General features: G+C 39.1%; 18 protein-coding genes and 1 pseudogene. 4 read left to right on the forward strand and 15 right to left on the reverse strand.

Translation table 11 applies throughout. The features are described from left to right. Positions 1 to 83 precede the first annotated feature (83 nt). Positions 84 to 1220, forward strand: coding sequence for an ISAs1 family transposase (locus L641_RS0115725; RefSeq protein ID WP_024602346.1), 1137 nt, complete (start codon positions 84 to 86; stop codon positions 1218 to 1220). A 142-nt stretch (positions 1221 to 1362) separates the two neighbouring features. Here L641_RS0115725 and L641_RS0115730 read toward each other — a convergent pair. From L641_RS0115730 to L641_RS0115800, 15 genes and pseudogenes are all read right to left on the reverse strand, one after another. After that, a pseudogene (locus tag L641_RS0115730) lies at positions 1363 to 1845 on the reverse strand (IS66 family transposase zinc-finger binding domain-containing protein); the annotation flags it as partial. 80 nt (positions 1846 to 1925) lie between these two features. Next, entirely contained in the window at positions 1926 to 2270 is a 345-nt protein-coding gene (gene tnpB, locus L641_RS0115735; RefSeq protein WP_008113193.1) for an IS66 family insertion sequence element accessory protein TnpB, read from the reverse strand. Between the two features lie 2 nt (positions 2271 to 2272). Next, entirely contained in the window at positions 2273 to 2614 is a 342-nt protein-coding gene (locus tag L641_RS0115740; protein WP_008467385.1) for a hypothetical protein, read from the reverse strand. A 78-nt stretch (positions 2615 to 2692) separates the two neighbouring features. Beyond that, positions 2693 to 2935, reverse strand: a complete 243-nt coding sequence (locus L641_RS0115745) for a flagellar hook-basal body complex protein FliE (RefSeq protein WP_029750407.1) — start codon at positions 2933 to 2935, stop codon at positions 2693 to 2695. Positions 2936 to 3073: 138 nt separating this feature from the next. Then, complete coding sequence (locus L641_RS23610) at positions 3074 to 3361, reverse strand: DUF5676 family membrane protein (RefSeq protein ID WP_343223283.1); 288 nt, start codon at positions 3359 to 3361, stop codon at positions 3074 to 3076. Beyond that, the gene (locus tag L641_RS0115755) at positions 3324 to 3626 is read right to left on the reverse strand and encodes a YHS domain-containing protein (RefSeq protein ID WP_008109751.1); all 303 of its coding nucleotides are present in this window, start codon (positions 3624 to 3626) and stop codon (positions 3324 to 3326) included. Before L641_RS0115755 ends, L641_RS23610 begins: the two co-directional genes overlap by 38 nt. 75 nt (positions 3627 to 3701) lie before the next feature. Beyond that, positions 3702 to 4052 carry a hypothetical protein gene (locus L641_RS0115760; protein ID WP_008133179.1) on the reverse strand — a complete coding sequence of 117 codons (351 nt, stop codon included), beginning with the start codon at positions 4050 to 4052 and terminating at the stop codon, positions 3702 to 3704. A 100-nt stretch (positions 4053 to 4152) separates the two neighbouring features. Next, a complete protein-coding gene (locus L641_RS0115765) occupies positions 4153 to 4503 on the reverse strand; it encodes a hypothetical protein (protein WP_008109746.1) in 351 nt (116 codons plus the stop codon). A gap of 25 nt (positions 4504 to 4528) precedes the next feature. After that, the gene (locus tag L641_RS0115770) at positions 4529 to 4900 is read right to left on the reverse strand and encodes a hypothetical protein (RefSeq protein WP_024602416.1); all 372 of its coding nucleotides are present in this window, start codon (positions 4898 to 4900) and stop codon (positions 4529 to 4531) included. A gap of 11 nt (positions 4901 to 4911) precedes the next feature. Continuing rightward, positions 4912 to 5310 (reverse strand): hypothetical protein, encoded by a 399-nt coding sequence (locus L641_RS0115775; RefSeq protein WP_008109744.1) that lies wholly within the window; start codon positions 5308 to 5310, stop codon positions 4912 to 4914. Next, positions 5294 to 5959, reverse strand: coding sequence for an isoprenylcysteine carboxylmethyltransferase family protein (locus L641_RS0115780; RefSeq protein ID WP_008109742.1), 666 nt, complete (start codon positions 5957 to 5959; stop codon positions 5294 to 5296). The genes L641_RS0115775 and L641_RS0115780 overlap by 17 nt, the downstream gene beginning before the upstream one ends. Beyond that, positions 5949 to 6233 carry a DUF2933 domain-containing protein gene (locus L641_RS22390; protein WP_076916070.1) on the reverse strand — a complete coding sequence of 95 codons (285 nt, stop codon included), beginning with the start codon at positions 6231 to 6233 and terminating at the stop codon, positions 5949 to 5951. Before L641_RS22390 ends, L641_RS0115780 begins: the two co-directional genes overlap by 11 nt. A gap of 78 nt (positions 6234 to 6311) precedes the next feature. Continuing rightward, on the reverse strand, positions 6312 to 6668 hold the full coding sequence (locus L641_RS0115790; protein ID WP_008109738.1) for a cupredoxin domain-containing protein: 357 nt from the start codon (positions 6666 to 6668) through the stop codon (positions 6312 to 6314). An 18-nt stretch (positions 6669 to 6686) separates the two neighbouring features. Beyond that, positions 6687 to 8951 carry a heavy metal translocating P-type ATPase gene (locus L641_RS0115795; protein WP_024602417.1) on the reverse strand — a complete coding sequence of 755 codons (2265 nt, stop codon included), beginning with the start codon at positions 8949 to 8951 and terminating at the stop codon, positions 6687 to 6689. Further along, entirely contained in the window at positions 8944 to 9273 is a 330-nt protein-coding gene (locus L641_RS0115800) for a MerR family DNA-binding protein (protein ID WP_024602418.1), read from the reverse strand. Before L641_RS0115800 ends, L641_RS0115795 begins: the two co-directional genes overlap by 8 nt. Before the next feature lie 94 nt (positions 9274 to 9367). On the opposite strand from L641_RS0115800, the gene L641_RS22395 reads away from it, so the two are divergent. The 3 genes from L641_RS22395 to L641_RS0115815 form a co-directional block, all read left to right on the forward strand. Beyond that, positions 9368 to 9664 carry a hypothetical protein gene (locus L641_RS22395; protein WP_024596032.1) on the forward strand — a complete coding sequence of 99 codons (297 nt, stop codon included), beginning with the start codon at positions 9368 to 9370 and terminating at the stop codon, positions 9662 to 9664. Next, the gene (gene tnpB, locus L641_RS0115810; protein WP_024596033.1) at positions 9661 to 10014 is read left to right on the forward strand and encodes an IS66 family insertion sequence element accessory protein TnpB; all 354 of its coding nucleotides are present in this window, start codon (positions 9661 to 9663) and stop codon (positions 10012 to 10014) included. Before L641_RS22395 ends, tnpB (L641_RS0115810) begins: the two co-directional genes overlap by 4 nt. 70 nt (positions 10015 to 10084) lie before the next feature. After that, positions 10085 to 11496, forward strand: a 1412-nt coding sequence (locus L641_RS0115815) for an IS66 family transposase (protein WP_024600959.1), incomplete at its 3' end; no start/stop codon positions are given.

The raw sequence follows: 11496 nt of genomic DNA on the forward strand, positions 1-11496 counted from the left end.
CACGGCAAGATCATTATAAATTGAACTTATAGAATATGTAGTGATCAGATCAAGACATAATAATCACCTTGGTCACGTAAAATATGAGCGCTACTTTTCTGAAACACTTTAATTCAATTACCGATCCTCGCATTGAACGCTGTAAAAAGCATGAGCTTATCGATATTCTCCTTTTAGCCATTAGTGCAGTAATCTCCGGTGCACAAGGATGGGAGGATATTGAAGACTTTGGGCATCTAAAACTTGATTGGTTAAAAAGATATGGCGCTTTCAACGCGGGTATTCCAAGACACGACACCATAGCCCGTGTCATTTGTCGGTTAAAATCAGATGAAATAGAGCATGCATTTCAATCTTGGATATCTTCACTTATTGAAACCACGGGTGCTGATATTATTGCTATGGATGGAAAAACTGCACGTCGTTCATTTACAACCAAAGATAGAAAAAGTGCTTTACATACCGTCAGTGCATGGAGCTGCCAACACCAGTTAGTTTTAGGGCAAACAGCCGTTGATAGCAAAACAAATGAAATCACAGCCATACCTGAGTTACTCACCATGCTAGATATTGAAAATAGCATCATTACACTTGATGCTATGGGCTGCCAGCAAGAAATAGCGAAACAAATAATTAAACAAAAAGCTGATTATATCCTAGCGCTCAAAGGTAACCATTCAGGTATGCAGAGTGAATTAGAAGCTTGGTGGCACAAGAGTGAGCGCGAAGGATTGACCAATAGCAACTATGATAAACATACCGAAATAAGCTCAGGGCATGGGCGCATTGAAACAAGGGTTTGTCAGCAATTGCTTATTGATAAAAGCTGGTTAGATAAAATCTACCAATGGTCTGGCTTAAAGAGTGTTATTCAAGTAACCGCTGAGGTTCACGATAAATCATCAGGTACAGACACGATAGAAACGCGTTGGTATATTAGTTCGTTAGCGTTAGGTGCGGAGCAAGCACTTAATGCGGTACGAAGCCACTGGCAGGTTGAAAGTATGCATTGGATGTTGGATATGAACTTTAGGGAAGATGAATCAAGAATCCGTAAGAAGCAAGGACCCCTTGTTTTTAACGTAATGAGAAAAATAGCCATGGCGTTATTTAAACAAGATACAACTAAAACAGCCAGTATGGCGAGAAAAAAGAAAATGGCAGGGCTAGACGATGATTATCGCTCAACCCTGTTAGAATCTGGGATTAAAATGCGCTAGCCGTGGGAGAATCGATACGAAAACAGTTAAATGAATTGACTGATGATGATCAGTTAAGTTAATTTAAAAATGGCTCTACAAAATGATAAATCAAGCGATCAAAGCTGATGAGAATCGGTGATCAAAGTCATGAGAATACGCAGTTGATGGGCATGGCAGGCATTGAGGCTTGTTTAATCTGTGTCTGAGTTGAGGATTTATCACAGTGACGGCAGGCGTATTTAGGCCTAATATGCTCAATCACTTTGATTTTAGCGGGTATGAACTCAAGCTTTTCTGACTTATCTTCACCCATTCTATGTAGCTCACCGCCACAGCAATCACAGGTTTTGTCGATGATGTCGTGAATAACTTGCTCACGAGGTAAGTCTTTTGGCAGTGGCTTACGCACCGGCTTTTTACGGGTATAGCTAATGGATTGTTGCTCTGCCTCAACTTCCTCAACAATTTCTTCCACTTCATTGAATAACTCGCCTTGCCCGGCAAAGCCTTCAGCACTTTTGCCGAATTGTTTTTGTTGGGCCAAGCTCCAGCGCTCTTCCAATGCCGCAATCTGGGCATCCTTCTGCGCTAACAGTTTTTCAAGTTCAGCAATGCGCTGTTTAAGGGCGAGTTCATTTTTCATGACGCCTATTTTAAGGCATCATCAAAGGCTTTGCAGTGCTAACTGAACTCACTTTGATGATCATCAATCGATCGCAAATATTAAAGCATTTGCTTACCTGCGACATCAATTTTACTGTGTCCAATCACATCATAACCCGATAATAACCAGTGTAATTGCTGCTCGCTTAAGGTCATGGTGGGTGACATGAGTTTGGGCCATTTGAACTTATGCTTATCTAATCGCTTATACCACAGTGCAAAACCGGTGTTATCCCAGTAAAGCAGTTTGAGTTTGTCACGGCCTTTATTACAAAACACAAATAGCGCACCACTGAGCACGGGTAGTTCAAGCTCTGCTTCCACCAACGCCGCCAGACCATTAATTGATTTTCGAAAATCAACGGCATCGGCACATAAATAGACGGTGGGTACATCAACGAACATCCTCATACCGTTAGCCCTTTAATAATGGCAACGATATCGGCCGTCGCTAAATCGATAGGAAACGTGAGTTGGCCGGTTAGCGTATCAAACTGCAGCGTATTTTGACGAGTTTGCGCGCAGACTTCAGTAGTTTGTTTTACCTGGACAAAACGTGATGATGTAAGGCACTGCGTGTGCACTGGCAAGGTGGAATTAGGCTGGTCTTTTGCCAGTAAAGCACGTTGTTTATAATAAGTCGTAATAGCGACATTATGGTGTTGGCAGAATTCAATATTAGTACCACTAAACGTACTGCGTTTCAGCAAAAGCTGCTGCCACTGTGCGCTTGTTCTGTAAGTTTTCATCACCTGCTCCGAATTTATCATTGAGCAGGTATTTTTAGATAATCAGAACATCGATGCTAGGTGTGGTTCGCTAGACGCTTACTTAGATCTTGCAATCATTACATCTGCTAACGTTACACTTCTATCTCCTAATTCAAATGCTGTAGTTTTCTTTCCTGCGTCTTTATGTAAATCATTTACAGTATTGAGGGCGTTTGACAATAAGTCACCAAAATTATTGGTTGTGTTGTTAACAATATTATCGTTATTTTGTGGCTTTGCTATGGCTTCAAGAGACATGCTCTGCATCTGGGCCAAAAGGGAATTATTTATGGTGGTCATGATTATTTCTCAGGTGTCAATATGTCGTCATAGGTCCTTCTGTTCCTGCAACTACAATGCCAACAATAAATTTAAACCCTTAAAAATCAACAACTAAGGTGTGAGTTAATCCTATGTTTAATTCTTATATTTTATAAACTATTTACTCTTGCTTCCTACAAAATTGTAAATTGGCACCCAAATCAATGCGAAATACCAACCGTATAAATAGCTTTCTAGCAGACCTAAAAAGAAACTTTTCCAACTTATCCATTCAAACCCTGGCAATAACTTTAGCCAAGTTGAGTACATTGCGTGTTGAGGAAAGAGCAAATCAAAAATAACGCACAGGGTAAAACTTATGGCTATAAATGAACTTGTCGCATGTCCAAATGCAGATAGTGAGATCTTATGATTCATTAGTTTTCTCCGTTGATTTTTCTGCATTAGTATTACGCTCTTTAATAAATCTTTCAGGTTCAAGGTCAAAAGTATCAAGACAATCTTTAGAGCAAAAACGATATAAGTGCCCATCTTGGAGTTTTCCATAACCTTGATCATCTCCAACTTTACGGCCACAAACAGGATCTACGAAAGAATCATTTATGTTCTTTTCCTCATGATGACCGTGGGCCATATGAGCACCACAGCCGTGACGCATCATGAAATAAAAAAGTCCAGCGAATAGTAAAAATGAAAATAAACCTTCCATAACAAGACTCCTAGTAAGGTGTGAAAATAAAAAAACGTGGCACCAAACTACTCGTACCACGTAATAGGATATTCATCATTGAATTAACAAGACTAAATCGTGTTTCTTAACGACACCTTCTAACACGCTAACTTTTGCAAAGTGATCATCAACAAGTTCTTCAACTCTTACCTGACCTGTTTTTTGCCGTTTGAAGAAATCAGCTCCTTCGTCATTATCGTCATTCATTACATAACTGTAAGATTCTAAAATTTGCCCCACCTGTGCACCATCATCTAGGCCAACACAAACATATATGTCCCCATCAGTTACAGAGATTACTTGGCCGCGCATTAGATACCTATGCGAAAAATCGCTATTTGCACAACCAGAAACAATCAAGCCAAAAACTACAACGACAACTAATTTAGAAATTTTGTTTAACATATTATTTTCCTTTTATTTATTTGGTCATTAGTATCGAATTATTATTTAATTCGATACTATTTAAATGAATAAAAACAAGATTACTTACAAACTACATTTTCTATTTGTTTAATTGCACCATATCGTGTTTTTTTACATTTCCTTCTATCACTTTTACTTTGGCATAGTGTTCATTAATTATTTTTTCAATTTTAACTTTGCCAATATTTCTTCTTTCGACAGTCTCATCTCCTTCCCCAATGTTACCTGTTTCAAAAAATCGATAGGCAGTTAATTCTTGTCCAACTTCTGCTCCATCATCTAAGCCAAGGCATACAACCATATTATCAGTTGACGATGAAACAACTTGACCTCTCATTAAGTAATTATGTGAGAAATTACTGTTTGCACAGCCCGTAAGTACAATTGCAAAAGCAACTAAAGCTATTTTTTTAGATATATTTTTTAACATGATATTTTCCTTTTTAAGTTTAAGATTAACGTTTTCTTTTAATTGAACCTGGAGGAGTTTTATGACAACTCCATGGCTCATGTTTGAAATTATCCTTTACATTTTGATCACAAAATTTGTAATAACTTTCCTTTGTATGAGTCCACCAATCATCGTGTATATCTACACCATGCTTTCTGATGACTTCCTCTATACCATCAAGGTCCAAATTGACAGCATCGTAAGCCAAATGAATTGCTTCCTCTTTTCTATTGAATGAAACTTCGTCTAGGCCGAACATTTGATCTATTTCTTCTATCAAAGCATCAATATTTTCACTAGTTACATTTGATAGTTTCAGGTTTCTAACGACCAAGTTATTTTCTCTAACTCCAACTCTATGAGCTAAATCCGTCATCACGGCCTCCTTTAGTGGTTGTGTTTATTTGTTGATTTCTTACCAGACATTTTGCTTGACCCCATTTTAGGCATCATATTGCTCATCATCTCAAGATGATGTTCTGCCATCTTTATTTGTTGCTCAATGGGCTTATCAGCCATTCTTCTGTGCATTATTTGCATCATTTTAATCATAGATTTTCGATGCTTATGCATTATCTCTTGCTGCTTTTCAGGATCACTTTCTTGCTTTACTGATAACATTTGCTGCTTCATCGCAAGCATGTTGTTATGCATTTTTTCCATATTTTCATGGGACATTGCCATATTGTTATGCATGCCTTTTTTCATCTCTGCACCAATAGCTGAAGCACCAATAGTGGTAGACAAAATGCTTATAACAGCGACTAAATTAACTAATTTTTTCATTTGATTTTCCTTGTGTTTTATTTGAAAAATTGGGTATCCAAGCGGGAGTTTTAGACATATAGTTCAAGTATTCATCACCAAATTCACTGATAACCTTGGCTTCTTCCTTATTGGCAAGTCGAATGTATACTACGAGTAATATTGGAAACATTACTACGGTCGGTATTGTTGGCCACTGAAGTAGAAAACCAAACATGATTAGAATAAAGGCGACATATTGGGGATGACGACAACGTGCATACCAACCTGACACAGCTAACGTGCCAGTCTTTTGAGCTTGATGAAGTACGTTCCATGCAGATGAAAGAATAAAAAATCCAGAAACAATTAGGATATTACTTGCAATATGCAGAGGATCCCAATGTGCATTGCCTTCAAAGCCAAAAATGGTATGCAACAAATGACCGTTATCGTGAGCTAAAAAATCTATTCCTGGATAGTTTTCAGTCAACCAGCCTGATAGAAAATATATAGTTAATGGAAATCCATACATTTCTGTAAATAGAGCAACGATGAATGCAGAAAAAGCACCTAAAGTTCGCCAATCAGTTTTTGTTTGTGGCTTTGCAAAACTAAATGCAAAAAAGATAAAAATTGCTGAATTCAAAAGCACTAATGTCCACATGCCATAATCAGATTCACCGTTCATTGTCACTCTCCGTCTTATTACTTTCTTCTCTACCTGTTTTTAATCCTTCCAAATACCCATCTCTGTAAGCTTCATTTTTATCTGTCAGCTCTTGAAATGTTTCTGGCTCTTTTGGTGCTGAAGCTTCTTCTTCATGACCTTTATGGTCACCATGTCCGTGACTGCCATGCATAAAGACATGCATTAAAGGACACAATAAAAGAATTAAGAATGGTAAATATTCAAAAAAATGTTGCTGATGCTCAACTAATAAGAAGTAGCTAGCAGCCCCTATTAAACCAAGTGCTGCCCATCCTGTAGGTGTTGACCAAAAAGATTTTGGTTATTGCTCATGTTCGTCCTCCAAATATTCCTACTCAACGATCAAAGTGCCGCTATACATCTTCATTGGACAATGAAACGGATACTGACCCGGTGCCATAGAAGGTAATTCAATCGCTTTATTTTCATCAACAGGTAACTCTTCACTGACTTCAAAATCAGGAAAAATGACTGTTGCTGCACAAGGACTCCCGTCTTTTCGAAGAAAATTGAGAGTCGTTTCTTTACCTTTTGCTACTATTATTCTAGAGGGGTCATAAACACCGTTGTTTACGATAACGGTTACACTTTCCATAGTAGAATCAATTGCTTTTGCTGGTTTATATAACCAAAACCACCAGATAATTAACGCTATAAGTACCAACCCAAATAAATTAATGATCATCATGTCATTTCTTCCTTTTCTTTAATGTTCTTGCGGCTTAAACAATCTCAATCGATTTGCATTACTCACAACCGTTAGTGAGGAGAAAGCCATTGCAGCACCTGCAATTACTGGGTTTAATAACAATCCAAAAAATGGATAAAGTAGACCTGCTGCAAATGGAACTCCTGCAACGTTATATATAAATGCACCAAACAGGTTTTGTTTGATATTTCTAAGCGTTGCTTTACTGACAGCTATTGCATCAGCTAAGCCATGAAGTGATCCTCTCATCAAGGTGATGTCAGCACTTTCAATTGCCACATCGGTTCCAGTACCAATGGCGAATCCAACATTGGCCAATGCCAATGCTGGGGCATCATTAATACCATCTCCTGTCATACCAACGATTTCATTTTGGGCTTGTAATTCCGCCACTTTATTTGACTTATCTTCTGGAAGGACCTCAGCAAACACTTCTTTTATACCGACTTTTTTTGCTACTGCATTTGCAGTAGCTCTATTATCGCCAGTAAGCATAACTACTCTGATACCACTGTTTTGTAGCCTTTTGATTGCTTCAATAGAGTCTTCTTTGATTGGATCAGATACAGCTATAATTGCTGCAAGTTTATTATCTATAGCGAGGTACATTGGTGTCTTAGCTTCATCAGCTAATTTTTGTGCTTTTGAGACAAATTCTCCTAAAAACACGCCTTTTTTAAACATCAACTTTTGATTACCGAAGAGTAAATGATGATCTTCAAGTTTTGCCTCTATACCGTGTCCAGCTATAGCTTGAAAATCACTTATATCTTCAGGATCGATCTCTTGTGCTATCGCGGAATCAACAATAGCCTGTGCAAGTGGATGCTCAGATCTGCTTTCAATACTAGAGGCTATCGTTAAGATATATTTTTCTGTATAGGATTTATCAGCAACGAGAATGTCGGTTACCGTAGGAGAACCTTCTGTAATAGTCCCCGTTTTATCGAGAATCATCGCGGTAATTTTTGATGCTGTTTGTAACGCTTCTCCATTTCTAATCAAAACTCCAGCTTCGGCAGCCTTACCTACACCGACCATCACTGACATTGGTGTAGCCAAACCTAAAGCACAAGGGCAGGCAATAATTAGAACCGTGGTTGCAGAGACAACCGCAAAGGCTAACGCGGGATCAGGACCGAAGTTAAGCCATACCAAAGCGCTAATAATAGAGATGATCATAACAACAGGCACGAAATAGGCAGATATAGCATCTGCTAAGCGCCCAATTGGTGGCTTAGAGTTTTGTGCTCTTTTCACCATATTAATAATTTGTGCTAACGCAGTATCTTTACCTACTCTTGTCGCTTTAAAAAGAATTGAACCCGTCTTATTTAGTGTTCCTGCAACGACCTCATCTTCTTCTTCTTTTGCGACAGGCATAGGTTCCCCTGTTAACATGGACTCATCTATCGACGTGTGCCCCTCAATGACTAGGCCATCTACAGGAATTTTTTCTCCTGGGCGTACTCGAACAATGTCATTTAATAAAACTTGCTCAATAGCAATATCTACTTCTTTCTTATCACGAACTACTCGTGCTGTTTTTGCTTGTAACCCAATTAAACGCTTAATTGCTTCGCTTGTTCTTCCTCGCGCTTTTACTTCTAATGCTAACCCTAAATCAATCAATCCGATGATCATTGCAGTAGCTTCAAAATAAACATGCCTTGCCATTTCTGGAACAGCCATGGGAAAGAAAACAACTACCATAGAATAAATCCATGCAGTACCTGTTCCCAGAGCAATTAACGTATCCATATTTGCACTATGATTTACAAAAGATTTCCAAGCACCAACATAAAAATGCTTACCTGCAAAATACATAATGGCTGCACATAAGATCCCTATAAATAACCAAATACCACGTTCCAACGTAGTTTCAACAGTCATTGGGCCACCTGCAATACTATAAATCATTAACGGTACGCCAAGGCCCAAGGCTATCCACATTTGTCTCATTAAACTTGTATAGTATTTTTGGTCTGCAATTTCCTTCTCATCTAATAGTTCATCATCACTTGTATCTTCTGCACTCCTTGCATTGTATCCTATTGATTCTATGGCTTGCACAAGATCCTCTGAATCAACTTCTCCATCAACAACAACAGTCCTCAATGCAAAGTTCATCTGAGCATTATCTACGCCATTAACATTTTTCAATGCTGTTTCTATTTTTCCTACACAGCTTGCACACCCAGCTCCATCAATAATCAACTCTTGAGCTTTGGTGTCTTTAATTCTACTCTCTACGCTATTCATCATTACATCCTTGAATTAAATGACAGAGCATATCTCCTGTAGGGGATTTATCAGGTTTACTCTTCCAGTCATCAATTGCACTTCTTAAGACATTCCTCAATATTAAGGCATCATTAAATTTTTTCTCTGTTTCAGCCAATCTATGCTCAACGATTTCCCGAACTAAAGGACAAGCTGTGCTGCCATTATCAGCAACTAACAGGATTTCTTTGATCTCTTCAACGGAGAAATCTAACTGTCTGGCACTAAGAATAAACTTCAGTCGCTGTTGAGCTTGTTGGTTGTAACTCTTATAACCATTTTCAGTATTCTTAATAGGCATGATAAGTCCAATCCTACGTAAGCGTCCGAGCAACGACACCTAGCAGAGTGGATTTAATTAATTGAAAATACCGTCAGTTTCTACTGGAGGTATTATGCAAAAAAGAACCCTTAATGACTGGCAAAAATTGATTGAGCAGCAACAAACCAGCGGCTTATCTATTGTCGCATTTTGTAAAGAAAACATGTTACCCACTTCAAACTTTTATAAATATCGGTCTAAGTTACAAGACGCTGCAAAAGCACCTAAATTGGTGAAAGTGCAAAACAAAGCCATTCCCCATAAAGTGAATGCCTCAATCACGTTATCTCATGGTGAAACTCATTTAACTATACCAACCTCATCTGAGCCTACATGGGTGGCTAATTTAATAAAGGCGCTGCAAGCATGAACATGTTTATTGATGTGCCCGACGTGTACCTTTGCAATCAGTTTGTCGACTTCAGAAAATCCATTAATGGCTTAGCGGCCATTGTTGAAAGTGAACTCGAACTGTCAGTGCTATCCGGTGCCGTGTTTGTTTTTTGTAATAAAAGCCGAGATAAGCTGAAGATATTGTATTGGGATAACACAGGCTTTGCCCTGTGGTATAAACGCCTCGATAAGCACAAATTTAAATGGCCGAAAAACCTCAGCGCCGACACCCTAAACTTAACCGAGCAACAATTACACTGGTTATTATCTGGGTATGATGTCATAGGGCATCAACAAATCAACATCGAAAACGCTAGCATTATTTAGATCGTCGCGGGATCAATATTAACCATCGCATTAAGCTAGTTTACGGTAAAAAACATTATAAAATAAAAGGATGAACATTGATGTTAACTGCCTTCCAGACGATCCGGCTTTGCTTAAAAAGCTGCTGGCAGAGCACGCTGAAAAATTAGCGCAAGCGACTGCAAGAAACCGGTATCTAGAGGAACAATTCCGCCTAGCGCAACAAAAACAATTTGGTAAAAGTGCCGAAGTCTTTGACGCACAAGGTGAATTGTTTAATGAAGCCGAAGACATCATTGAGCAACTTGATGAGCTTGCTACGCAAGAGATTATCTACACTCGCAAAACACCAAAGCGCAAACCATTACCCAAAGACTTACCCCGTGAGCAAGTGATTCATGACATTGCCGAAGAAGACAAGTTGTGTAACTGCTGTGGTAATGAGTTGCATAAAATGGGTGAAGACGTCAGCGAAAAGCTCGACTTCGTTCCCGCAAAGATAAAAGTCATTGAGCATATTCGCCCAAAGTACGCGTGTCGTGAATGTGATAAGTCAGGGTCGAATAACAGTATTAAACAAGCCAAGATGCCAAACATGGCCATCAACAAAGGCATGGCCACGTCCAGTTTGTTAAGTCAAATCATCACCAGCAAATATCAATATGCACTGCCACTGCACAGACAAGAGTCGATGTTCAAGCAATACGGCATTGAGCTTAGCCGTAAAACCATGAGTGACTGGGTACTCGCATCCGCTACCTTGTTTGAACCGCTGATACAACGACTGAAACACGCGTTACTTAAACAGCCTGCGATACATGCCGATGAAACGACGGTCAATGTGGTCAACGCCGACAAAGTAAAAAGTTACATGTGGCTATATTGTACCGGCACGGATTCGCCATCGGCTATAAATAAACACAACTCAATGCCAAACATTGTGCTTTACGACTATCAAAATAGTCGGGCAGCTTCCTGTGTGGTTAATTATCTGGATGGCTATTCGGGCTATTTACAGGTTGATGGTTATCAAGCGTATGCACAAACGCAATCAACACTAGTTGGTTGCTGGGCCCATGCACGTCGTAAATTTATAGAAGCAAAACACGTGCAGGGTAAAAACAAGACAGGCAAAGCCGACGTAGTCTTGAGTCTTATTCAAAAACTGTACGGCATTGAATCAAAACTCAACGATAAAACACCAGAACAAAAGCATGAAATAAGGCAAGAGCAAGCGAAACCTATTATCGATAAACTGCATAAATGGCTAGAGCAAAACCAGCCACGTTTAGTCGGGAAAACCAAGTTAGCAGAGGCAGCAACCTATCTCGCTAATCAATGGCATAAACTTATAGTTTATCTTGAAAATGGTCAGCTTAATATCGACAATAACCGCGCCGAGCGCGCTATCAAACCATTTGTTATTGGCCGTAAGAACTGGATGTTTAGCCAAACCTCACGCGGCGCAATAGCAAGCGCTCACCTATACAGCATCATCGAAAC

It is taken from the genome of Pseudoalteromonas sp. TB41, from assembly GCF_000497975.1.
Taxonomy (GTDB): Bacteria; Pseudomonadota; Gammaproteobacteria; order Enterobacterales; family Alteromonadaceae; genus Pseudoalteromonas; species Pseudoalteromonas tetraodonis.